The 23,029-nt window shown below is 52.4% G+C and carries 19 protein-coding genes; 6 read left to right on the forward strand and 13 right to left on the reverse strand.

What is annotated here, in order from left to right:
- Positions 1-16: 16 nt before the first annotated feature.
- From DEV76_RS14325 to DEV76_RS14345, 5 genes are all read right to left on the reverse strand, one after another.
- The gene (locus tag DEV76_RS14325; protein WP_109698595.1) at positions 17-1,468 is read right to left on the reverse strand and encodes an amino acid permease; all 1,452 of its coding nucleotides are present in this window, start codon (positions 1,466-1,468) and stop codon (positions 17-19) included.
- A gap of 34 nt (positions 1,469-1,502) precedes the next feature.
- Positions 1,503-2,894 carry a glutamate decarboxylase gene (locus tag DEV76_RS14330; RefSeq protein ID WP_109698596.1) on the reverse strand — a complete coding sequence of 464 codons (1,392 nt, stop codon included), beginning with the start codon at positions 2,892-2,894 and terminating at the stop codon, positions 1,503-1,505.
- Positions 2,895-3,186: 292 nt separating this feature from the next.
- On the reverse strand, positions 3,187-4,152 hold the full coding sequence (locus DEV76_RS14335) for a GlxA family transcriptional regulator (protein ID WP_109698597.1): 966 nt from the start codon (positions 4,150-4,152) through the stop codon (positions 3,187-3,189).
- Between the two features lie 198 nt (positions 4,153-4,350).
- On the reverse strand, positions 4,351-4,545 hold the full coding sequence (locus DEV76_RS25935) for a hypothetical protein (RefSeq protein ID WP_157962897.1): 195 nt from the start codon (positions 4,543-4,545) through the stop codon (positions 4,351-4,353).
- Between the two features lie 196 nt (positions 4,546-4,741).
- Positions 4,742-6,163: an amidohydrolase family protein gene (locus DEV76_RS14345; protein WP_109698599.1), complete on the reverse strand. Its 1,422-nt coding sequence runs from the start codon at positions 6,161-6,163 to the stop codon at positions 4,742-4,744.
- A gap of 126 nt (positions 6,164-6,289) precedes the next feature.
- Here DEV76_RS14345 and DEV76_RS14350 point away from each other — a divergent pair, with 126 nt between their 5' ends.
- Positions 6,290-8,521 (forward strand): beta-N-acetylhexosaminidase, encoded by a 2,232-nt coding sequence (locus DEV76_RS14350; protein WP_109698600.1) that lies wholly within the window; start codon positions 6,290-6,292, stop codon positions 8,519-8,521.
- Between the two features lie 4 nt (positions 8,522-8,525).
- Positions 8,526-9,416 (forward strand): aldo/keto reductase, encoded by an 891-nt coding sequence (locus tag DEV76_RS14355; RefSeq protein WP_109698601.1) that lies wholly within the window; start codon positions 8,526-8,528, stop codon positions 9,414-9,416.
- 77 nt (positions 9,417-9,493) lie between these two features.
- Here the strand turns inward: DEV76_RS14355 and DEV76_RS14360 are convergent, their stop codons facing one another.
- The 7 genes from DEV76_RS14360 to DEV76_RS14395 form a co-directional block, all read right to left on the reverse strand.
- Entirely contained in the window at positions 9,494-10,129 is a 636-nt protein-coding gene (locus DEV76_RS14360; RefSeq protein WP_109698602.1) for a glycoside hydrolase family 18 protein, read from the reverse strand.
- A gap of 128 nt (positions 10,130-10,257) precedes the next feature.
- Positions 10,258-11,241: an L-histidine N(alpha)-methyltransferase gene (gene egtD, locus DEV76_RS14365; RefSeq protein ID WP_109698603.1), complete on the reverse strand. Its 984-nt coding sequence runs from the start codon at positions 11,239-11,241 to the stop codon at positions 10,258-10,260.
- A gap of 3 nt (positions 11,242-11,244) precedes the next feature.
- Positions 11,245-12,426, reverse strand: coding sequence for an ergothioneine biosynthesis protein EgtB (egtB, locus tag DEV76_RS14370; RefSeq protein ID WP_109698604.1), 1,182 nt, complete (start codon positions 12,424-12,426; stop codon positions 11,245-11,247).
- 1 nt (position 12,427) lies between these two features.
- Positions 12,428-13,972 (reverse strand): ABC transporter permease/substrate-binding protein, encoded by a 1,545-nt coding sequence (locus DEV76_RS14375; protein WP_109698605.1) that lies wholly within the window; start codon positions 13,970-13,972, stop codon positions 12,428-12,430.
- A complete protein-coding gene (locus DEV76_RS14380; protein WP_109698606.1) occupies positions 13,969-14,700 on the reverse strand; it encodes an ABC transporter ATP-binding protein in 732 nt (243 codons plus the stop codon). The genes DEV76_RS14375 and DEV76_RS14380 overlap by 4 nt, the downstream gene beginning before the upstream one ends.
- Entirely contained in the window at positions 14,697-16,061 is a 1,365-nt protein-coding gene (locus DEV76_RS14385; RefSeq protein WP_109698607.1) for a mercuric reductase, read from the reverse strand. Before DEV76_RS14385 ends, DEV76_RS14380 begins: the two co-directional genes overlap by 4 nt.
- A gap of 390 nt (positions 16,062-16,451) precedes the next feature.
- Positions 16,452-17,495 (reverse strand): cyclic nucleotide-binding domain-containing protein, encoded by a 1,044-nt coding sequence (locus tag DEV76_RS14395; RefSeq protein ID WP_198652064.1) that lies wholly within the window; start codon positions 17,493-17,495, stop codon positions 16,452-16,454.
- Between the two features lie 96 nt (positions 17,496-17,591).
- Here DEV76_RS14395 and DEV76_RS14400 point away from each other — a divergent pair, with 96 nt between their 5' ends.
- The 4 genes from DEV76_RS14400 (at position 17,592) to DEV76_RS14415 (ending at position 22,106) form a co-directional block, all read left to right on the forward strand.
- Complete coding sequence (locus DEV76_RS14400; RefSeq protein ID WP_109698610.1) at positions 17,592-18,812, forward strand: molybdopterin molybdotransferase MoeA; 1,221 nt, start codon at positions 17,592-17,594, stop codon at positions 18,810-18,812.
- Positions 18,813-18,837: 25 nt separating this feature from the next.
- Complete coding sequence (gene uxuA / locus DEV76_RS14405; protein ID WP_317048086.1) at positions 18,838-19,998, forward strand: mannonate dehydratase; 1,161 nt, start codon at positions 18,838-18,840, stop codon at positions 19,996-19,998.
- A 122-nt stretch (positions 19,999-20,120) separates the two neighbouring features.
- On the forward strand, positions 20,121-21,326 hold the full coding sequence (locus DEV76_RS14410; protein ID WP_109698611.1) for a multidrug effflux MFS transporter: 1,206 nt from the start codon (positions 20,121-20,123) through the stop codon (positions 21,324-21,326).
- A 108-nt stretch (positions 21,327-21,434) separates the two neighbouring features.
- Entirely contained in the window at positions 21,435-22,106 is a 672-nt protein-coding gene (locus DEV76_RS14415; RefSeq protein WP_109698612.1) for a Rossmann-fold NAD(P)-binding domain-containing protein, read from the forward strand.
- Here the strand turns inward: DEV76_RS14415 and DEV76_RS14420 are convergent, their stop codons facing one another.
- Positions 22,107-23,024 (reverse strand): NAD(P)/FAD-dependent oxidoreductase, encoded by a 918-nt coding sequence (locus DEV76_RS14420; protein WP_109698613.1) that lies wholly within the window; start codon positions 23,022-23,024, stop codon positions 22,107-22,109.
- Positions 23,025-23,029 lie beyond the last annotated feature (5 nt).

The following is a 23,029-nucleotide window of genomic DNA, read 5'->3' on the forward strand; positions in this document are numbered from 1 at the left end:
GTGCGTATTAGGTGAATCAGGTTCTTGCAGGTGTTGGTTTCTTTTTCACGGAAGCGCTGATGATAAATGGTGCCGCTACGAAAACCACGGTTCCGATGCCCACCACGCCCACATAGAAGGCCGGACTACCCACCGGCAATTGCGTTGGCGGGAAGAAGGCTACCACGAAGGAGAACGCCACCGCCAGGAACCCTATGCCTGCAATGAGCCACATACCGGTATTGCCCCCCGGCACTTTATAAGCACGCACCAGGTCGGGCTGGGTATACCGCAGCTTAATGGCCGAGGCATACATGAGCATGTACATGATGAGGTACAGCCCGATGGTAAGGGCGCTGAGCAGGAAGAAGGCCACGTTTACATCATCCATGATAAAGTAGAGGCTGGATAATACAGACACGATGCAGCCCTGCACGATGAGGATATGACTTTGTACGCCGTTTTTATTGGTATGCGCGAGGAATGCCGGCAGCTGCCCGTCTTTGGCTGTCCACAATAAACCACGGCTGGGACCGGATATCCACGACATCACACCCGCCAGTACACCAAATGCGGTAAGGGCGCCCATTACGTTAGTAACCCAGGGCACGCCGAGGCGGGCAAACTGCTGGTCGAACGCTACTAACAAACCGCCCTGCAGATCGATCTGATCGTAAGGCAGCATAGCCGCCATACCAAGAGACCCCAGTGTGAATAGTCCGAAAGATATCAATGCAGCGAGGAATATAGCTGCCGGGAATTGCTTTTGCGGATTAGACAGCTCCTGTGCATGTACCGCGTGTACTTCCACCCCTGCAAACAGGAGGAGGATACCAGCGAGGAAAGCTATATCACCCATGCCATTGATGCCGGGAATGAGGCGGGGATGGATGCGCCCCTGCACTTCATGTACCAGTGAATGCTGCTCTGCCGGAACATTCAGGAACTCCAGCGGATTGCCGGATGCCAGCCAGATAGCAGCCAGCACAATGATGGTAACACCCGGTAGTACAGTACCGATCAGGAAACCCTGGCTCGATATTTTTGAAACGATGTCGGTTCCCTTAAAGGTGATCCATGTGGCGAACCAGTAAATACCGATGGAGAAAACGCCAACGAATGTACCGTTCAGCGCCAGCTCCGGCCGGCCAATCATATATGCGATACCCGCTGCGGCAAATGCCAGCACGGTTGGGTACCATACTACGTTCTGAATCCATTGCAGAAAAATAGCGAGGAAGCCCAGTTTCTGATTATATGCTTCCTTCACCCAGGTGTATACACCGCCGCCTTTAGCGGCAAAGGCGCTGCCCAGCTCTGCGCCTACCAGTGCGGCAGGCATGAGGAACAGGAAGGTGGCGAAGCCGATGTAGAAAAACATCGTCAGTTCTTCTTTCGCCATCATGGGCAAACCCCGGAGGGAGATCACCGCCGCAGCTGTCATTAGTGCCAGCTGTACGGTGGTGATCGATTTATTTTCTGATGCCATGTTGTAATTGTTGATGAGGAATGGGATGTGCAGTTTAGTGGTGGTAACCGCCGGATTCTTTCTGCGTGGCAGAAGAAGCTACCGGGTGGTTGGTGAAGTACTCGATACTGCGTTTCACATCATTGATGAACAGTGCGGCCATATCGCGGCTGAAGCCGTGGCGCACCAGTATCCGTTGTATCACCACATCCTGCATATGTGCAGGCAGGGGATATGCGGGCACCTGCCATCCGCGCATCCGCAACCTGTCTGCCAGATCATACAGCGTAAAGCCGGGTGTTACCCCATCTTTGATCTTCCAGCTGGCGCCGGGTAAACCGCCTCTGCCATTGTAGAAGAGCGTAAACAATCCCAGCTTCTCGATTTCGTCAGCGATATACTGGGCATGACCGAGGTTGGCTTCCTGCACTTTCTTATACCCGTCGCGGCCAAGGCGGAGGAAGTTGTAGTACTGGGTAATGATCTGTCCGCCGGGGCGGCTGAAGTTCAGTGCAAAGGTGGGCATGTTGCCACCGAGATAGTCTACGTAAAAGATGAGGTCTTCGGGAAGGTCGGCCCGGTCGCGCCAGATGATCCAACCCACGCCTAATGGAGAAAGGCCGTACTTATGGCCGGAGCCGTTGATGGATTTCACGCGGGGGATGCGGAAGTCCCATACTATTTCAGGGTTTACGAACGGAGCAATGAAGCCGCCGCTGGCGGCGTCTACATGCATGGGGATATCGAGCCCGGTTTCTTTTTGCAGTTTATCGAGACGGTCGCCTATGGCTTTTACGTCTTCATACATACAGGTAAACGTAACGCCGAAGGTGGGAACTACACCGATTGTGTTTTCATCACAGGCAGCGGCAACATCTTCGGGGTTGAGGGTGAGCTTATCGGGGCTCAGGGGCAATTCGCGGATTTCCACATCGAAGTAACGCGCGAATTTATGCCAGCATATCTGTACGGCGCCGGTGATGATATTGGGTTTGCTGGTATCTTTCCCTTCTTTTTTGCGGCGGTTGCGCCATTGCCATTTAAGTGCAAGGCCCCCCAGCATGGCGGCTTCTGATGATCCTGTGGTAGAGCAGCCGATGGTGTTTTCTGCATCGGGCGAATTCCAGAGGTCGGCCAGCATGTGTACGCAACGGTTTTCTATCTCGGCCGTTTGGGGATACTCATCTTTATCGATCATGTTTTTATCGATCGTCAGATCCATGATCTGATGTACTTCCGGCTCTACCCACGTTTGGCAGAAAGTAGCGAGGTTTTGCCGTGAGTTACCATCCAGCAGCATTTCGTCCGACACAATTGCATAAGCATGCCTGGGGTCCATTTCCACGCCGGGGAATTTGTATTTCGGCGCTGAGATCGTCAGGTCTGAGGAAGCATACACTGCTTCTTTAAAGAAGCCCCGAACCGCGTTTTTTTCATGTAATGCCATGTTACGTTATTTATTGGATTAAGGATATACGGTTACTTCAAGGCATAGCTACGCCGGGCGCGGCCGGTGCGCATGCTTACAATAGGGTGCAGTGCTGATGTTCGGAAAGGGTTTACTGATTGATTAACAGGATTAAATTGGAATTTGTTCAGCGGCAGTTGGGGAGCAGGAAGGGAAGATGATAAATCGTGACGATTGTGCTATTGGGCAAAGGAGGGGCAAAGGATTACCGTACCACTTCCAGGGAAAGCGGGTCAGTACAAAAATTTTTAGAGTCAGTATCAGGGAGATTTTAGCCCGCGTATTTTTCGCGGTATTCTTTCGGGGAGAGGCCTACCATTTTCCGGAACAGCTGGCGGAAGGCCTTGGCGTCTTCATATCCGGCCTGTATCATAACGCCGGTGATATTGTCCTGTCTTTCTTCCAGCAACTTCTTTGCGGCTTCGATACGGATGCGCTGCAAATACTCGATGGGGGTTACGCCGGTGGCGGATTTGAAGCGGCGGATGAAGTTGCGGCGGCTAACGGGCAGGTCGTGGATCACTTCTTCCACCGTTACCCTGTCCTGGAAACGCTCTTCCATGCGTTGTTGCGCAGCAGTCACGAGCTCGTCGTTATGCGCGCGGGAAGGCAGCCAGTTGGCGAAATAGGATTGCTGCGCACGGTCCATATCAATGGCGAATACTTTCGCCGTGTAAATGGCCGTAGTGCGGTTGCAATACTTTTCCAGGATGTGCAGGAGCAGATGGAAAGTGGATGTGGCGCCCCCGCTGGTGTAAACACCACGGTCGTCGGTCACCACCACATCGGGGTCCACGATTACTTCAGGGAAAATGCGCGACAGCGCTTCTACGGCTGTTACATGCGTGGTAGCGCGGCGGTTGTTTAACAAGCCTGTGGCCGCGAGGAGGAAAGCTCCTGTACAGCAGCTCGCTACTTCGGCTCCATTGGCGGCCTGTTGGCGTACCCAGGGCACAAAGGCCGTATTCTCCCGTAAAAAATCTGCAATGTTCCCCGGTCTGAATGCGGGAATTATCACAAGATCCGATGCGGTAACTTCCTCATGCGAAAGAGGCTGATACTGCTCGTCAGGGAATACAGCCGTTTCGTCTTCCGGATGCCTGATAAGGCGGATGTCGAAATACGGTAAGCCGGTGTTTTCCTGATAATAGTGATTTACGGTCTGAAATACGTCCAGGATTGCTGCGATACTGATGGGCCTGTAATGCTTCGTGAGTAGTACGGATAGCTTTTTCATAAATGGCATTGGCGGATGAACATCGAAAATACTGTTTTTTTCCGGCACATGCAGCCCGTATCCTGTGGCATCCTGAAACAACAATGGCACGAAAGGCCCTTCTATGCTGGGTTTTAACACATCATTCCGAACCCTGCCTCCAATAGGGAAGCCGGCTGATCCAGCCGGCTTAACCCGTTTTTCATACATAATTTTTCTTTACCGGCGTTCCCTTTTTGCCGGGGCCGTCTGAAACTCATGCCCGCAATAAACACAGTGGGTAAGCCCTGCCTGTTTGCTCGAACGTGCCCCGCATGCCGGACAATCCCTCCCTTGCTGAGGGGCTTCATTTTCCGGCGGTGGCAGTTTCAGGTTTTCAATAATCTCCAGCGGTTTGTGCTTTTCTTCCTTCATTTTCCTGGTGTTTTCGGTTCTTCTAATGGCTACTTTCCAGACTATCGGTGTCTATCCGCTAGTATTAATTGTTTAAATATATTAAAAATATACTAACTGAGTAATCTCCTTGATGAGCGGCAAATATGAAACCATAAAAAAAGGCCGTCTCCGGAATGGAGACAGCCCTTCGGTTTTTTACCATGGGAATGGTATATCAAATCCCTGCAGCCGTTCGCCTTGCGGTTTCGGCCAGCAGTTCATCGAGATATACGCGGTCCCTCCATTTCCCTCCGGAAACGAGGCCGCGGATTTTCTGTGTGTTGTGAATATCCTCCAGCGGGTTGGCATCCAGCAGCAGGAGATCGGCATGCATGCCGGGGGCTACCGTGCCATAACCTTTCTTGCCGAGGAATTTAGGTCCGTTTATCACGGAAGCCTTCAGCGCCTGCTGCGGCGTCATTCCATAACGTACCATCAGGGCCAGCTCTTCGTGAAGCGCCAGGCCGGGATAGCAATAAGAGTTGAGGTATCCCGCATCAGTACCCGCGAGGATCATTACGCCTGCCTGCTGCAGATCGGCCAGCACGGCAGACGATTTTTCGTAGTTCGCCTTGCGGAATGCAATTGCGGCAGAATCGTGTTTCATGATGCTGTTTACACGGCCGGCATAGGTACTTTGCAGTCCTTTACCGATGTAACGCAGGTAATCATCGTTGCGGCGGTCGTGCTTATCCCAGTACGACAGGATATGCCCGAGGCTCAGCGTAGGTGTTACCGCCACGCCTTTAGACGCCATATAGCGGAACATTTTCAGTGCTGAAGCTTTATCGTAAGTGCTGTTTACTTTATCGGTGAGCGCGCGGCCCTTCAGCTCGCCGGAAGCTACTTTGCGGCTGATGCTTTCTTCTTCCGAAGATCCGGCTTTCAGCAGGTAAGTGATATGCTCAATAGAGCTGATGCCTGCATCCACGATTTCTTTCATGGGAATGGCGTAAGGCACGTGCCCTGAAATAACGAATCCGCGTTTGCGTGTTTCCCGGATGCTTTCGAGATAAAGATCCGCTTTCAGTGTGTTATCCGTGATCTTCACGAAATCCACTTTCAGTCCCTGTAAAGAATCGAGCGCTTTGCCCAGCTCTTCTTTCGTACCGATTTCTATATCGCCTTTCCACACAGATTTATACCCTTCCAGCTTAGGCCCGGAGGTGAAGATGTGCGGGCCTTCGAGCAGTCCTTTAGCAACAGAATCGCGCCAGGGGAGTACAAAATGACTGATGTCTGCAGCACAGTCGCGCACGCCGGTAATGCCATAGGCCAGCATAAGGGGCAGCAGGTTACGGTTTTCGTGGGCAAGTGTATCGCCACCGCCAAAATGCATGTGGTTGTCCCACAGGCCGGGCATAATGAATTTACCCGTACCGTCTACTTCCACAGGTGCGGCGTGGCGTAATTTGCTGGCAGGTGTTACGGCAATAATACGCCCGTCTTTCACCACCACAGCCTGGTTGGCAGCGGTGCGGCCACGTTCCACGTCGATCACCGACACGGAGCGGATGATAAGATCGGCCGGAGCTTTCTGGGAATGCGCGGAAAAGAAGGTTCCCGAGAGGAAAAGGAAGAACAGCGTTCGTTTCATCCTGTGAAAATACACCCATGCATTTTGCTGCAATGGTACTTGTTGAAACAATCCCGGGACTTTTAAAAGAAGCACTTTCCCCGTGGATGTATTAATTTCACCCCGGTATTTAAATAACAGTGAATAATGAAGCGATTCGGATTGATGGCGCTGCTGGCAGCAGGTATAACTGCACAGGCGCAAACGCAGCGGGTAAATGTAATACCCGCCCCCGTTCAGTTACAGGAAGCAGCGGGACAATTTACCATTACCTCCCAAACGGTTATTTCCGCAGATCCGGTGTTCCGGGAATCGGCGGCATTACTGTCGGAGCAATCGGGCATTCCGCTGCAGGGGAAAGGAGCGCAAACCGGCAGTATCCGCATCCTGAAAGAAATACTCCGTAAACAGGCCGATAGTGCTGCCTACCGGCTTGTAATAGACCCGCAATCAGTAAAAATATACGCCTCCGGCCGTACCGGTGCGCTCCATGGCATTTACACACTGCTCCAGATCATGGGCACGCAGGCCAACCAGCGGGTATTACCCGCAGTAGCGATTGCAGATGAGCCGCGTTTCAAATACAGGGGGCTGCACCTGGATGTGTCGCGCCACTTCTTTCCGCTGGAATTTGTGTATAAGTACATAGACCTGATGGCCATGTACAAAATGAATATTTTCCACTGGCATATTACCGATGGCGCAGGCTGGCGCCTCGAAATCAAAAAGTATCCCGCATTAACGCAGAAGGCTGCCTGGCGCACACATGCCAACTACATGGAATGGTGGAAAAGCCCGCGCCATTATCTGGAAGAAGGCCATCCCAATGCCTATGGCGGTTATTATACACAGGATGAAGCCCGTAAAGTAGTGGCTTATGCGGCTCGCCGCGGCATCACGGTGATCCCGGAAATTGAAATGCCCGGCCACTCTGAAGAAGTACTGGCGGTGTACCCGCACCTGTCCTGTGCAGGAGAGCCTTATAAACAATCAGAATTCTGCCTCGGGAACGACAGCACATTTACTTTCCTCGAAGATGTACTGCGCGAAGTAATGACCATTTTCCCATCTCAATACATCCACATTGGCGGAGATGAAGCCGATAAATCTCACTGGAAGAAGTGCCCCAAATGCCAGCGCCGTATGCAACACGAGCATCTGGCTAATGAAGAGGCATTGCAGAGTTATGCTGTGAAAAGGATGGAGAAATTCCTCATCGCCAACGGCCGCAAGCTGATGGGCTGGGATGAAATTCTGGAAGGCGGTCTTGCCCCGGAAGCCACTGTAATGAGCTGGCGTGGTGAGAAGGGTGGCATTACTGCCGCTTCTGAAGGGCATGATGTGGTGATGACACCGGGTGGTTACTGTTACTTCGACAGCTACCAGTCCGACCCTTCCACAGAGCCCCTCACCATCGGCGGTTATCTGCCGCTGTCTAAAGTCTATTCCTATGAGCCTGTGCCGGCGGAGCTATCTGCAGATAAGGCACATCACGTACTGGGTGCTCAGGCCAATGTGTGGGCGGAATATATGCCTACCACCTACCAGGTGGAATACATGGTGTTCCCCAGAATGCTCGCACTTTCGGAAGTAGTATGGTCGCAAAAGGATAAACGCAACTGGAACGATTTTAAAACAAGACTGCAGGCACATTACCGCCTGCTTCAACGCAAACAGGTGAATTACTACCGCCCGTCGGTACAGCTGGAACCGAAAACGGTGATCGATACGGTGTGTAAGCTAACCATCGTTTCTTTTGAAACAGAACAATACCAACCCGTGATCCGCTATACCCTCGACGGTACGCGCCCCAATGCAGCATCCGCTTTATATACTGCTCCGGTAGAAGTGCCGGGTACCGCTCAGCTGACGGCCGCAGTTTTCCGTGATACCATGCTGATGGGGCGCCCCGTAACAGTGCCGGTTCATTATCATAAAGCAATCGGCAAAACCGTCACATACAACGCTCCATGGAGCGGCAGCTATCCCGCACAGAAAGCGGCCACGCTGGTGAATGGTTACCGCGGGTCGCTCACCTACGGCGACGGACAGTGGCAGGGCTTCCTCGGCAAAGGACTGGATGTAACCATCGACCTCGGTACTTCGCAGCCACTGGAAAGCCTGTCCATCGGTTTTATGCAGATTACCGGCCCGGGTGTATATATGCCAACAGAAGTAAAAGTGCAGGTGGCAGATGACCCGAAGGCATTTGAAAGCATACCTGCCATCACGGTGGCGAATGATGTACCGCCTTCCCACGAAAAGCTCATCTTCAAAGATTTTAGGTTCGTTCTCAGTGGGCAGAAAGGCCGTTACATCAGGGTGAAAGCTCCGGTGCAGAAGGGTTTCCTGTTCACGGATGAGATTATCGTATATTAGAAGTATGAATTACAAAACCCTCGGCAGCAGCGCGCTGCAGATCAGCGAAGTGTCTTTCGGGTGTATGTCGCTCGGGATGGATGATGCGGATAATGCACGCATCATCCATCGCGCTGTGGCGTTGGGAATTAACTTTTTTGATACGGCAGACCTGTATGAGAAAGGCTTCAATGAAAGCTCCGTTGGTAAAGCATTTAAAGGAAAACGTAAAGACGTGATCCTGGCTACCAAAGTGGGCAACCAGTGGCGGCCCGATGGTTCGGGGTGGGACTGGAACCCGCGTAAATCCTACATCCTGGAATGTGTGGAGAAAAGCCTGCAGCGTCTGCAAACGGATTACATCGATCTGTACCAGTTACATGGCGGAACCATCGATGATCCGATAGACGAGGCCATAGAAGCATTCGAGCTGCTGCAGGAGCAGGGTAAAATCAGGTACTATGGCATATCATCCATCCGGCCGAATGTGATCCGTGAATATGCACGAAGGAGCAGGATCGTGAGTGTGATGATGCAGTACAGCCTGCTGGACAGGCGTCCGGAGATGTCGTGTTTGCCAATACTGGAACAGCATAACATTGGCGTACTGGCACGTGGAAGCCTCGCCAAAGGATTACTGGCAGGGAAGCCTGCCGTGGATTACCTGCACTTAACGAAAAAGGAAGTAGAACATGCGCAGGAGGCCATCGCGGAAGTTTCCGGCACACATCGCAGCCCGGCACAGTCTGCTTTGAAATTCGTGCAGATGCATCCTGCTGTGACAAGTGCCGTTACCGGATTGCGCACGGTGCATCAGCTGGAAGATGCGGCATCGGCAGCTCCCCGCTTGAATGAAGCGGAATACGAGATGCTCACTGCCAGCGTGCCGGTGCGGGAATACGATCAGCATGTATAGTTTTTAATTACCCTATATGGAAAAGGCTGACCAGTTAAACTGATCAGCCTTTTTTCTTATCTGTACATTCACGTGATTTATTTCAATAAGCCCTGCCGCTCCAGCGCCTGTACCAGCGACTTCGTATAGCTGCGTGAGAAATCTTCTATACTGCCTGGGTTGATGGATTCCGACTGTACGGAAAACAGCAGTGATTCCGTTTGCGCATCATACATATTGCTTTCGAGGAAATAGGTTTTATCGGTAGTATAATATCCCGGATTGTACATGGTGGGGTACCAGTAATTGTAATATCCCCAGAAGCTGCCGTACCAGCCCCAGGCGGGGTAGGGGGCATAAGGTCCGGAGCCGGGTACATAACGGGTTTCGCTGGTTTTATCTACAACAGCCATCGTGAAAATGGCATCGCATCCCAGTTCACGCACCCTGTTAAGGATAGCTTCTTTGGAAGGCACGTTTTCTTTGGTGAAGTTGGGAGGGAAGATGTCTCCGCTTTTAATGGCTTTATAGCCTTTGTTCTGTGCCGCTGCTGCCAGGTTGTTTTCGATCGACTGCTTGGCGCCTACATTATGTACCATGGCTGCGATGAAGATAGTATGATACGTTTTCTGAGGGGCGTCCGGGGTTCTCCAGAAATTAGTGACCTGGGTTGTAGTACCACAGGCGGATAGCAATACAGCTGCAAAGAGGGTCAAACAGTAAGAAGTTTTCATGGTTTTGGTGCATTTAGTCTTCCTATGCTAACAAGACTTAACAGGAATTGTTTTACTTCCCATCCGTACGGATGTATTCACTCATACAGATGGGAAGTACTATTCATTGATATTCAATATCTGTTGTGCTATTTCGCCTGCCATAATGCATCTGTGAACCAGCCCTTTTCGTCTGTAAAGTTTCTTATGGGTGTAAATCCGCAGCTGGCAGCCAGCTGAAGAATACCTTCAGGCGTATATTTCTGCGATATCTCCATGTAAATGGGCTCATCTTTCCGGAAGCGGACAACGGTGCCGCCGATATGTACTGCCTGATCGCGGAGGCTGATCAGGTAGCTTTTACAGGCTCCTGTACCGGGGTCGTATGTAGGGTAATGAAGAAACTGTTGTGTAAGGAAGTCAGCATCCAGCTCCCGGTTAATGCGGGTAAGGAGGTTGAGGTTGAAGTTGCGGGTAAGGCCCTGCTTGTCGTTATACGCATCGAGGATGAGGCGCGGGTTCTTCTGAAGGTCGAAACCGGTAAGCAGGAAATCGCCGGGGCGCAGCTGTCGCCGTACTTCCGATAAGAATCCGGTGGCTTCTTCCGGCGTAAAGTTACCGATGCTGCTGCCCATGAACATTACCAGTCTGGGTTTGCCTGCAGTTTGACCTGATTGGGCCAGCATCTCCATGTATTCTCCATTGAGGCCATGCACTTCGAGGCCGGGCAGGACATCAGGAAGTTTATTTTGCAAATGCCGGATGATGTTGCCCGAAATATCGATGGGGTAATAACGGTGCCCCATACCTGCACGCATCCATTCGCGCAGCAGGTGTACGGACTTGGAAGCGTCTCCTGCGCCCAGTTCCACAAGATCGGCCTGGGGAACTACTGCACGGATGGTGGCAACTATAGCGGCCGATTGTGTTTCGAGGATTTCCATTTCGCAGCGCGTGAGATAGTATTCTGCACAATGCATGATCTGCTGAAAGAGGGCATCGCCGGTGGCATCATAAAAGTATTTCGACTGCAGCCTTTTCGGGTGGCCCTGTAAGCCTTCCAGCACGTCGCGGAGAAAAGCCTGGCGTGCTTTTGAGGCAGGCGGGGCCATAATGGCGGTTACTGTTCTCATCGGTTACGGTTTTAAGGTTTTAGCCAGCCGGATGCCTGTCAGCTGCCAGCGTAAATGCGGATGAAAGAAGTTGCGGTATGTATGCCTGCTATGGCCTTCCGGTGTGAAGTCGGATGCGCCGCGCAGTACTTTCTGGTTTACCATGAATTTTCCGTTGTATTCACCTACAGGGCCTGCCACCCGTTCGAAGCCGGGATAGGGGAGGTACGCACTTTCCGTCCATTCCCAGCGCCTGCCCCATCCGAAAAGATGTGACGCCGCTTCCCATTCAAACTCAGTAGGCAGCCGCATCCCTTTCCAGGCAGCAAATGCGGCAGCTTCATAGAAGCTGATATGCGTAAGGATATCGCCTGGCACAACTGGCACCACGCCCTGCAGGGTGTAATGCATCCATTGGCCGTTTTCCTGATGCCAGTACAGCGGGCAATTAACCTGCGTGCGCTTCACCCAGTCCCAGCCTTCGGCATGCCAGTAGGAAAATTCCTTATAGCCGCCTGCTTCCATGAATGCGAGATAATCACCGTTGGTGGCCAGACTGTTTGCTATCGCATAAGGCTGGAGGTATACTTTATGGCGGTTCAGTTCATTGTCGTAACAGAAGCCTTCTCCTTCAAAGCCAATTTCGTAGACTCCTTCCTCCATGTTAATGAACTTTTGCTTTACCACGGTTTGCGGCGCAGGAGGCTCTTCGAGGTTGTATGGGGGAAAGAGGGGGTTGTGGCCGAGGATGTATTTGATATCTGTCCATAACAGCTCCTGATGCTGCTGCTCGTGCTGGCAGCCGAGGGTAATGAGTGTTTCGGCTTCTGCTGATAAAGACCGGGATAGCAGCTGCTCCATGGCAGAATCCACATAACTGCGGTATTTGTAGATCTCCTCTACCGTGGGGCGGCTCAGGTTGCCCCTGTCTGTCCGGATCACACGGGTACCGAGGCTTTCGTAATAGCTGTTGAACACGTAATTGAACATGGCATCGTATTCCGTGTAGCCAGGCAGGAATTTTTTAAGAATAAGGGTCTCAAAAAACCAGGTGGTGTGGCCGAGGTGCCATTTAGGCGGACTCACATCTTCTACAGGTTGTACCACATAATCCTCTTTTTGTAGCGGGCGGCAAATCGTTTCCGTCCATTTCCGCACCTGCAGGTAATGCCTGGCAAGCGCGGAGGGAGTGCTTACTTCTAACATGTCAATTTTTTTGCGTATTCAGATAACGAGTGAGACCGGTAATGGAGCGGATGCCGAATTGCGCTGCCGCTGCTTCCCGCATCATCAGTGCATATGCGTTGTTGAAACCAATAGGCTGCATCCAGCGCAGCCCGTATTGCTGTTCGAACCGGTCGCGCACAAAATTGTAGGCGCTGTCTTTATTTCTCAGATTCTCCGTTAAAGGCTGCTGTAATATCACGAGCAGGCCGGTGCCGGTATATTCAGGATAGAAATCAATCTGATCATTCGTTAATGCATCAAAACAAATTTTCGTGCCACCTAGTCCTGTTTTGGAAGAAATTGACAATTCTGTGTTTCCTTCCACCAGCAGTTTATACATTTCACAGAGGATGTATTGCTCCGTGAAGATCTTCGAACCCATTCGCACCACACCTTTTTTCCCATGCCTTTGCGGTTTCAGGAGGCCCTGTTTGTCAAGAAAGTCGCGGGCTACGGTGGCAGGACTTTCATGCAGGAAATCTACCCGGTAGTTCAGGTATGTCATTACCGAATCGTTGATACGTCCGGCCAGCAGGTCAAGCGCCGGACCCAGTTCCGGGAAGCGCTCCAGTGCATCCTTGCGGACTACAGGGGCGGCGTAGTATGGCGGGAAGATGTGCTGATCATCGTCGAGGATAACAAGGTTATATGCCCTGATGCGCCCGTCAGTACTATATCCGCTCACCACATCCAGTTTCTCTTCATGTAAAGCCTGGTACATCACGGCATCGTTGATGACAACGGTGGGGATGCGCAGGTGATATATACGTTTAAGTCCCAGCCATCCATCTTCCCGGCCCATGAATTCAGGCGTAAAGCCCGCCAGTAATTTGCCTTTGGCAGCAGGCGTCATGGCGGAGAGGGCAAACACAATCACTGCTGCAGCACCTGCCCAGCGGAAATGCCGCATGCTGAGCTTTTGTGCGCGCGACAACAGGAAGTCGAACAGGATAGCCAGTAACGCAGCAGGAATAGCACCCGCAAGTATCATGTTGGTATTGTTCAATGCTATGCCTCCGAAGATGAATTCTCCCAGTCCGCCCGCGGCAATATACGCTGCCAGCGTAGCTACCCCCACATTGATGACGGCGGCAGTACGTATGCCGGCGAGTATTACCGGCATGGCGAGGGGCATTTCTGCTTTAAAGAGTACCTGTCCGTTCGTCATGCCCATGGCAACTGCCGCTTCGCGCACCGTGGCATCTACCCCGCGGATGCCTGTATAGGTATTGCGGATGATGGGGAGTAGTGCATACAGGAATAATGCAAAGATGGCAGGCTTAGGGCCAATGCCCAGTAACGGGATAAGGAAACCCAGCAATGCAATACTGGGAATAGTTTGCAGGACTCCGGCAAACCCGAGTATCATACCCACCAGCTTCTGCTTCCGGGCGATGAGGATGCCCAATGGCACACCCGCAAGGATGGCGAGGGCAACCGATAATAAAGTCAGATGTATATGCGTGAGCGTTTGCTCTAGCAGTTTGCCCGACTGGCTCTGGAGGAATTGCAGGAAATCGTTCATGGCGCCTCGGTTTTACCGTGAAGGAATGCCGCCACAAAATCGTTGGCAGGGTTCTGCTGCAGTTCTTCAGGCGTGCCGGTCTGGATGAGCCGGCCTTTGTCCATGATACCGATACGGTCGCCCAGTTCTAGGGCATCGCGGATATCGTGGGTGACCATTACTACGGTTTTGTTTTTGAACTCGTCCAGCTCATTAAACTCCTGGCGTATATGTGCGCGGGTAACAGGGTCGAGGGCGCCAAAGGGTTCATCCATTAAGAGAACGGGAGGGTCTGCCGCAAGCGCTCTGGCAAGGCCTACACGCTGCTGCTGGCCACCACTGAGCTGTGCGGGATATTGATGGGCATGCGCTTCCCAGGAGAGGCCCAGTTTCTGCAGCAGTGCTTCGGTACGCTGGCGGATGCGGGCTTTATCCCAACCCAGCAGTTTAGGTACAATGGCGATGTTTTCTGCCACGGTATAGTGCGGGAAGAGGCCATATTGCTGCATCACATAGCCCATTTGCCTGCGGAGGTCTTCCGGACGGAAGGTGCGGGTGTCTTTCCCCCGGAAAAATATCTTTCCGTTATCGGGGTCCAGCAGGCGGTTGAGCATGCGGAGGGTAGTGGTTTTACCGCTGCCGCTGGTGCCCAGTAACATGAGGCGCCCGCCTTCAGGAACGGTGAATGATACATCCTGCACCGCAGGGCGCCCGTCAAAAGCTTTATAAAGTTGGCTGGCTTCAATCATGTGATGGACATAAACAGGTTATTAAGGGACTCTGAAAAGGTGGGATGGGCGAATACTCCATCGCGTAATTGCCGGCAGGTAAGGTTACCCATCATGGCCATCTGTAAAACCGACATGATCTCTCCACCGGAAACGCTCACTATGGCAGCACCCAATATCAGTCCGGTATCAGCATCTACTATGGCTTTCATCAATCCCCTTGTTTCTCCTGATTCAATACCGCGTGCCACTTTCGTAAGTGGCAGTTTAGCAACAAGGATGTTCTTCCCCTGCTCCCTTGCTTCCTGCTCTGTAAGCCCGATACGGCCCAGTTCCGGATCGGTGAACATGCAATACGGAACATGCCTGTTGCGGATGGAAAGTTCTTTATTTTCCAGGAGATTCTGCCATACGATAACGTAATCGTTATATGAAATATGTGTGAATGCAGGCCCTCCTTTCACATCGCCCAATGCATAAATACCGGGAACACTGGTTTCCAGGCGGTCGTTCACAGCAATGGTACCATTTTTTTCTGCATGAAGCCCTGTTTGTTCCAGTTGTAAGTCTGCAGTATTGGGTGGCCGCCCCGCTGCTATGAGTATGTGGCTGCAGGTGATGGTGCGCGTTGCTCCGTTCTCCGATACTTCCAGCCGCAGGTGCCCGTCATCGGATGTCACCTGTTTCAGTTCGGCACCAGTAAGGATAGTAATGCCGTCTTCTTCCAGTATTTTATGAATTTCCGCAGCAATGTCTTCATCTTCTTTCCCCAGAATCCTGTTACTCTTTTCCAGCATGGTTACCTGCGATCCGAACCGCCGGTACATCTGCCCCATTTCCATGGCAATGTATCCCGCACCGAGTATGAAAAGGTGCTCCGGTACTTCCGTGAGGTCGAGGATGGTGGTGGAGGTGAGATAAGGAACGGTGCTGAGGCCTTTTATGGGTGGTATAGCCGCACTGGCCCCTGTATTGATGAATATATGTTCCGCGTGCAGTGTTTCGCCGTTTATTTCCACCGTTTTCATCCCGGTGAATACGGCTTTGCCTTCCAGATAATCGAGGTTGTCGGTTTTGGAAACTGCGCGGGTGAGGCCGTCAAAAGATTGTTGTACTACTTCATCTTTTCGCGCTTTTATTTTAGAGAGATCAGGGACGGTGGAGGATAAAGTGATACCGAATTCCCGGGCACGGCCAGCCATGTAGCATATGCGCGCAGCGCCTATCATGGTTTTGGTAGGGGTACACCCGTCGTTTACACAGGTGCCGCCTATCCTGCGCTGCTCTATCAGTGCGGTGCGCCAGCCGGCACCTGCCAGCTTCCGCGCAAGCGGGGTACCTGCCTGACCGGCCCCGATAATGATGGCATCGTATTTTTTCATGTTGAAAAAGGGTTTTTCAGGCGCTGTAAAGCTCTATAACAAACTGCGCCCTTACAATGTTCGGAACATGGTTTCTGTAGGCTCTCCAAAAACCGTTCCGCCTGACGAGTATCAGTTGCTGCCTGACGCGTGTCATTTCCCACATTTCCCACCCTTTCTACATTTGCATTATACAATTATTGCAAACGAAGTAACCGCTTCATACATACCAGATAGCCGCCTTCGAAAGGGGGCGGTTTATATCCGGAAAAACCAGACCCCGCAGGAACAACCGATGAATGAAACAACGAATGAATATATGACAGTATAGCATAATACGGTTGTTTCAGGGGTTCATTACAAAAAAATCAGTGGTGTTGTTTTGTTATATATGTACATCCGGCAGGCGCTTCAATGAAACGCAATTTCTTCCAGCCTGCCGGGCTCAAGCAATGTAATAACGGGGCCTTTGATGGCCACCAGTTTTTCCTGCTTGAATTCGCCGAGCGTACGGATCAGTGATTCCGTTGCAGTTCCGGCGAGAGAAGCCAGCTCATCCCTGGCAATGTTAACCTTATACTGGCCGGTGCCCTGGTGGTATTTGTTCCGCAAATGCACCAACGCACTGGCCACTTTTTTGCGCAGCGTATCATAAGCGATCCCTACCAGCCGGTTTTCCTTTTCCGTTAGGTTGCGTGCCAGCATCCGCACAAACTTCTGAAAGATGAGTGGCACCCGCTCCAGCATTTCTTCCGCATCATTCCTGGGTATCAATGCCAGCTCCGTTTCATCCATCGCAAGGGCCGTTGCTTTATACCGGTCTTCTTCCAGCAGTGCAATGTATCCGAAGAAATCGCCCTGTTTGTACAGGCTGATCAGCAAATCTTTCCCGTCTTCATGCGTTTTAATGGTTTTCACTTTTCCTGAGAGGATGTAAAACATGTACCGCGGTGTTTCACCTTCCCGGTAAATCACCTCATGGGGTGCGAGGCGTACGGTATTACGGTCGGTGATAAAAGCGCGGATGATATTCCGGAAATCAGTTTCACTGGCAGGATTAATGGCGGCAGCGTTCTGCAGGAGCAGATGCCGTTTCTCCAGCCGCACGGCAATGGTTTGTAATACTTCCGCTCCGGAGAAGGGACGTATCATCACATCATCGGCCCCCAGTTGCATGGCTTCCCTGAAGCGATGCGGGTCCCAGGCATCCAGCAGGAGGATGAAGGGCACCAACTGCAGCGGGCCTTCCTGCTGCATCACATGAAGCACGCCCAGCCCGTCTACCCCCGGCATATTCATATCACACAGCACCAGGTCGGGCGGGTGTACGCGCATGCGGGAAATACCTTCCTGTCCGCCGGCAGCCTGCGCTACGGTATAACCGGCAGATTCCAGTAAGGGGGCGATACTTCCGCGTTTGCGGTCTTTCTTTTCGATCAGGAGAATGGTAGGCATGCCATAATAAACAAAGCCCTTGCTGCATTTGTTGGCCGCCGCGGATTTGCCGCATTGGCGGCAATAGGCTAAATTTAGTAAGCAAAACCCACCGTTATGATGACCGTTTCCGAAGCTTTCTCCGCCATGATGCGTGCCGCCCCGGGGTTTGGCGTTACTACCGTGCTGCTCGAAGCTGCAGAAGGCCGTGTACTGCGCGAAACGGTGCATGCCGACAGGCCGCTGCCGCCATACGACCGCGTAACCGTAAACGGACTGGCCATCGCATTCGACAGCTACGCCCGCGGGCAGCGGGTATTTGGCTCCGGAGGCATACAGGCGGCAGGGATGCCCTGCCTGCAGCTCGCTAACCTGGCCGATGGCATGGAAGTAATGCGTGGCTCCGTAATGCCCGAACTCACCGATACCGTGGTACCCTTCGACCAGCTGGAAGTAACGGAGCATGAAGGGTTCAGAAGGTTCACCATCACAGGAGATGTGGAACCGGGACAGCATATCCACCGCAAAGGTGCCGACGCACATGCCGGCAAGCCCCTGCTGGAGCCGGGCATCAGGATAGGCCCCGCAGAAATAGGCATCCTCGCCGGAACAGGGAAGGCGGAAGTGAAAGTAAGCGCTTTGCCCAAAGTGCTGCTGGTAGCCACCGGGAACGAGTTGGTGGAAGTGCGGAACAAACCGGAGCCCCACCAGGTACGTATGTCGAACGTATTTAGCCTGGCCGCCGGTTTACAGGACATGGGCATCCCCGCAGATATAGTACACCTGGCCGATGAGAAGCCGCGCATGGCAGATGAATTACTCCCCATGCTGTACCGCTGCGATGTTATCATTTGCACAGGCGCAGTGGGCGACGGACGGTTTAACCACCTCCCTGAAATACTGGCCGAAGCAGGGATGGAAACTATAGTGGACGGGATAGGGCAGAAGCCCGGAAAACTGATCCGCTTCGGAAAGCTGCCGGGAGGCCCGGTAATATTTGCCCTTCCGGGAAACCCGCAATCTGTCATGACCAACTACGCTCGCTACATCCGCCCCTGGCTGGAAGCCTGCCTTGGTTTACCACTCCGCCAGCCTGTAATGGCCCTGCTGTCGGAAACACTCACTTTCACGCGCCCCCTCGAATACTTTATACCCGTTAAGCTCGCCCTATCACCGGAAGCAGTATTGCTGGCACAACCTATTCCGCATATGGGCTCCGGCGACCTCTGGGCACTCACCCATGCCGATGGTTTTATGGCGCTTCCATCAACTTCAAACGTTTTCGAAGCCGGAAATGCCTTTCCCGTTTGGATATTCAGGCAGAATTTTCCAACTTGACCATCGCATCTAAACTTCCACTTCCATGCCGATGGAGCAAACCATGCGCTGGTTCGGGCCTAACGATCCCGTAAGCCTGCGCGATATACACCAGGCCGGTTGTACCGGTGTGGTAACCGCATTACATCACATTCCCGTTGGTGATATCTGGACGGTTGATGAGATCGAAAAGCGAAAAGCCCTTATTGAAGCTGCGGGCATGCGCTGGTCGGTAGTGGAAAGTCTCCCGGTACATGAACACATCAAACAATCTGCGGATAACGTACAACAGTATATCAGCCGGTATAAAGACAGTTTGCATAACCTCGCCCAATGCGGAATTAAAACGGTTACGTATAACTTTATGCCGGTGATGGACTGGATGCGGACGGATGTCAATTATGAACTGCCCACGGGCGCACGCGCACTGTACTACGACAGGGCAGCCTTCATCGCCTTCGACCTCTTTCTCCTGAAGCGCCCGAATGCAGAACAGGATTATTCCTCTGTAGAGATTAAACTGGCAGAAGCCAAATTAAATACGCTTTCAACATCCCAACGCGAAACACTCTTTCACAATGCCCTGCTGGGCCTCCCCGGCAGCGACGAGCGTTTTACCCGGGAGGGAGTGCTCTACGCACTGGCGCAATACGCTCAAATCGATGCAGATACCCTGCAGGAAAACCTCTTTGCCTTTCTCAGTGAAGTAGCGCCGGTAGCCGAAGAAATTGGTATGAGTCTCGCCATTCATCCGGACGATCCCCCTTACCCGCTGCTGGGCCTCCCCCGCATTGTAAGTACCGAAGCGCAGCTGCAGGCCATACTGGATGCAGTGCCCGTTGCTGCAAACGGACTATGCTTCTGCACCGGCTCTCTCGGCGTGCGGGAAGATAACGACCTGCCCGGTATCGTGGAGCGGATGGGAGACAGGATTCACTTTATCCACCTCCGCAACATCCGCCGCAATGGCGGCGGAGATTTCTACGAAGCCAATCACCTCGATGGGGATGTTGACATGTTTGCTGTGGTCCGCGCCCTCACCGGTATCATGCGCAGGCGCAAGGTTTCATTACCCATGCGGCCCGATCACGGGCACCAGATGCTTGATGATCTGGCAAAGCAAACCTATCCCGGCTACAGTGGTATTGGCCGGTTAAAAGGACTTGCAGAGCTGAGGGGGCTGGAGCATGCTTTGCTCCGGTTTTAAAACATTTTCCTATCTTTGCGTGCATTCTTCCCAACAATCTGCCTTTTAATTTATTGTATTACCTGATGTTGTCCTGAACGGTGAATAACTGTTTGGTGTAACTATTATTTCAAAACCTTGCTTTGAAACGTTCTGCTTATTTATCACTGATCCTCATCCTGGGGAGCCTTACCGCATTGGGCCCCTTTACGATTGATATGTACCTCCCCGGCTTTCCCGCCATCGCGAAAGATCTGGGGGTGGATGTATCGGAAGTGGGGCTTACACTCTCCAGCTATTTCATCGGTATTTCACTGGGCCAGCTGTTATACGGCCCGCTGCTGGACCGCTTCGGGAGAAAGAAACCCCTCTATGCCGGGTTGCTCCTGTATATAGCGGCATCCATTGGCTGTATATTCTCCACCTCGCTGGATAGCCTTATTTATCTCCGCTTCTTCCAGGCAGTAGGCTCCTGTGCTGCTGCTGTAGCCGCTATGGCCATGGTGCGCGATCTTTTTCCGGTGAATGAAAACGCGAAAGTGTTCGCATTGCTCATGCTGGTAGTAGGCGCTTCGCCCATGGTGGCCCCCACTATTGGCGGGTATGTAACCAGTTCCATTGGCTGGCATTCCGTGTTTACGATATTGACAGTGATGGGCATCGCTTTGCTGCTGGCATGCATCCTCTGGCTGCCCGACAGCTTCAAGCCAGATACTACGCTTTCTCTCATGCCGATGCCAATCATTAAGAACTTCTGGTCGGTGTGGACGGTACCGCAGTTTTATACCTACACCCTCACCGGTGCGGTGGCTTTCTCTGCTTTGTTCACGTATGTTTCCGGTTCACCAAAAGTATTCATGGAAGTGTTCCACCTGTCGGATAAAGCGTATGGATGGATATTTGCCGCACTGAGCGTGGGCTTTATCGGGGCCAGCCAGGTAAATACTTTGTTGCTGAAACGCTTCAGAAGCGAACAGATTTTGCCGGTTGCTTTAACTGTTATGACGGTAGCCTCCATCATATTTGCACTAGGTGCCTGGCAGGGCTGGCTGGGCCTGGGTGGTACCATTGCCATACTGGCCGTGCTGCTCAGTTCTCTTGGCTTCGTGAATCCCAATACCGCCGCATTATCCCTCGCGCCTTTTGCGCGGAATGCGGGCACAGCATCATCCCTTATGGGAGCATTGCAAATGGGGGCAGGGGCATTGGCTTCTGTATGTGTGAGCCTGTTTAAAGAAAATACTGCATTGCCCATGGCTGCATGTATGGCTGGTGCTGCTTTCTTATCGTTGTTAGTCCTGCTGATAGGAAGAAGCAGGATCGCTGCAGCCAAAACCGTAAATGCCTGAAATACTGCCACATCACGGTAACGGATATATCCGGCAGATCAGCTGTAGTTAGTTTGTCATAGGTAGTACTGTGGAATTGTGTTACATTCGGATAAAATACTACCCCACATGCCTGCAAATCTCAGCGTCATCCTCACGGGCGCCACCGGAATGGTCGGAGAGGGCGTTCTGCTGGAATGCCTTGATAATCCGCATGTAGATAAAGTATTGATCATCAACCGGAGTCCTTCCGGAATAACACATCCCAAGTTGCGGGAAATCATTCATGAGAATTTCTTCAACATCCGTCCCATAGCCGATCAGCTGGCAGGGTATAATGCCTGCTTCTTCTGCCTCGGAGTTTCCTCCGTGGGAAAAAACGAGCCGGAGTATTACCGGCTTACCTACACGCTAACGCTGCATGTGGCAGAAATGCTGGCAGAGCGTAACCCTGAAATGGCTTTCTGTTACGTATCCGGCTCCGGCACCAATAGCTCCGAGCAGGGCCGCGTAATGTGGGCACGAGTGAAAGGGAAAACGGAGAACGATCTGATGAAGCTTCCTTTCCGCGCTGTGTACGCCTTCAGGCCCGGGTTACTTAAAGCAACGCCTGGGCAAAAGCACCTGTTGAAAGCCTATAAGTACATGGGCTGGATGTTCCCATTCTTCAGAACACTCTTCCCCGGGTTCGCCAGCACCTTGCAGGAGCTGGGCAAAGCCATGATCGAAGTATCGCGCAACGGATATTCTTCAAGGGTTATTGAAGTGAAAGATATTCACAAGCTGGCTGCCATCAAGTAATCACCAGGCTTCCTGAGTAAGCTGCCGGTTGGCGTTGGTACCTGCGAGGTGGCCTCCCATAGCGGCCATATACAACTGGTGCAAACCGGGATGTGTGAGGTCACCCGCGGCAAATACACCAGGCACCGTAGTGTCGAATGCTGCACCTACGGTTACCACACCATCAGGACTGATATCACAACCCAGTTGCTCCGCCAGTGAATTATGAAAGCGCAGTTTCTCCGGACGGTAATACACCGCACCTGCCGTTAGTTCCTCCCCATCTTCCAGTTTCACTTTCACCCCGCTGCCGCTTTTCTCCAGCGATGCAATGGCAGCAGTTTTTACCTGGTAACCCTTCTCTTTGAATTTATCGAAGGTTGCTGTACTGATAGTGCTTTCTCCCTGTGTGAGGAAGGTAATATCGTTATGCCAGTTGGAGAGTGTAATGCCGTAATGTTCCGCCGCTTCACCGTTAGCGATCACGCATACGGGTTGATGGCGTACTTCCCAGCCGTGGCAATACGGACAGTGGATCACGCGGCTCCCCCACAATTCCTGCAGCCCCGGAATGTCAGCAAGGTCATCCTTCACACCGGTGGCGAGTATTACTTTCTTCGTGGCATATTGCACGCCGTCCTGCGTTGTGAGCAGGAAGCCGCTATCGGTTTTTGTGGCAGTGGTAACATATCCTTCCTGGAGCTTTACTGTTTCGTAAGGCACCAGCTGCTCCCGGGCAATGCGCAGCAGTTCTGCCGGCGGCGTACCGTCACGGGTAAAGAGGTTATGGGCATGCCCGGCAGGTTTATTGCGTGGGGCGCCACCATCGAGTACAAGCGTATGCCGCATGGTACGCCCCAGAGTAAGGGCCGCACTAAGGCCTGCGGATGAGCCGCCGACTACTATCACTTCGTAGGAATTGTTATTATTTGCTACCATGTTGC

It is taken from the genome of Chitinophaga deserti, assembly GCF_003149455.1.
In the GTDB taxonomy this organism is placed as follows: domain Bacteria; phylum Bacteroidota; class Bacteroidia; order Chitinophagales; family Chitinophagaceae; genus Chitinophaga; species Chitinophaga deserti.

What these genes read in the sequence shown, in the direction of transcription:
- DEV76_RS14325 (WP_109698595.1), bottom strand. Translation starts at nt 1,468, where the DNA reads ATGGCATCAGAAAATAAATCGATCACCACCGTACAGCTGGCACTAATG.
- DEV76_RS14330 (WP_109698596.1), bottom strand. Translation starts at nt 2,894, where the DNA reads ATGGCATTACATGAAAAAAACGCGGTTCGGGGCTTCTTTAAAGAAGCA.
- DEV76_RS14335 (WP_109698597.1), bottom strand. Translation starts at nt 4,152, where the DNA reads ATGAAAAAGCTATCCGTACTACTCACGAAGCATTACAGGCCCATCAGT.
- DEV76_RS25935 (WP_157962897.1), bottom strand. Translation starts at nt 4,545, where the DNA reads ATGAAGGAAGAAAAGCACAAACCGCTGGAGATTATTGAAAACCTGAAA.
- DEV76_RS14345 (WP_109698599.1), bottom strand. Translation starts at nt 6,163, where the DNA reads ATGAAACGAACGCTGTTCTTCCTTTTCCTCTCGGGAACCTTCTTTTCC.
- DEV76_RS14350 (WP_109698600.1), top strand. Translation starts at nt 6,290, where the DNA reads ATGAAGCGATTCGGATTGATGGCGCTGCTGGCAGCAGGTATAACTGCA.
- DEV76_RS14355 (WP_109698601.1), top strand. Translation starts at nt 8,526, where the DNA reads ATGAATTACAAAACCCTCGGCAGCAGCGCGCTGCAGATCAGCGAAGTG.
- DEV76_RS14360 (WP_109698602.1), bottom strand. Translation starts at nt 10,129, where the DNA reads ATGAAAACTTCTTACTGTTTGACCCTCTTTGCAGCTGTATTGCTATCC.
- egtD (WP_109698603.1), bottom strand. Translation starts at nt 11,241, where the DNA reads ATGAGAACAGTAACCGCCATTATGGCCCCGCCTGCCTCAAAAGCACGC.
- egtB (WP_109698604.1), bottom strand. Translation starts at nt 12,426, where the DNA reads ATGTTAGAAGTAAGCACTCCCTCCGCGCTTGCCAGGCATTACCTGCAG.
- DEV76_RS14375 (WP_109698605.1), bottom strand. Translation starts at nt 13,972, where the DNA reads ATGAACGATTTCCTGCAATTCCTCCAGAGCCAGTCGGGCAAACTGCTA.
- DEV76_RS14380 (WP_109698606.1), bottom strand. Translation starts at nt 14,700, where the DNA reads ATGATTGAAGCCAGCCAACTTTATAAAGCTTTTGACGGGCGCCCTGCG.
- DEV76_RS14385 (WP_109698607.1), bottom strand. Translation starts at nt 16,061, where the DNA reads ATGAAAAAATACGATGCCATCATTATCGGGGCCGGTCAGGCAGGTACC.
- DEV76_RS14395 (WP_198652064.1), bottom strand. Translation starts at nt 17,495, where the DNA reads ATGCCTACCATTCTCCTGATCGAAAAGAAAGACCGCAAACGCGGAAGT.
- DEV76_RS14400 (WP_109698610.1), top strand. Translation starts at nt 17,592, where the DNA reads ATGATGACCGTTTCCGAAGCTTTCTCCGCCATGATGCGTGCCGCCCCG.
- uxuA (WP_317048086.1), top strand. Translation starts at nt 18,838, where the DNA reads ATGCCGATGGAGCAAACCATGCGCTGGTTCGGGCCTAACGATCCCGTA.
- DEV76_RS14415 (WP_109698612.1), top strand. Translation starts at nt 21,435, where the DNA reads ATGCCTGCAAATCTCAGCGTCATCCTCACGGGCGCCACCGGAATGGTC.
- DEV76_RS14420 (WP_109698613.1), bottom strand. Translation starts at nt 23,024, where the DNA reads ATGGTAGCAAATAATAACAATTCCTACGAAGTGATAGTAGTCGGCGGC.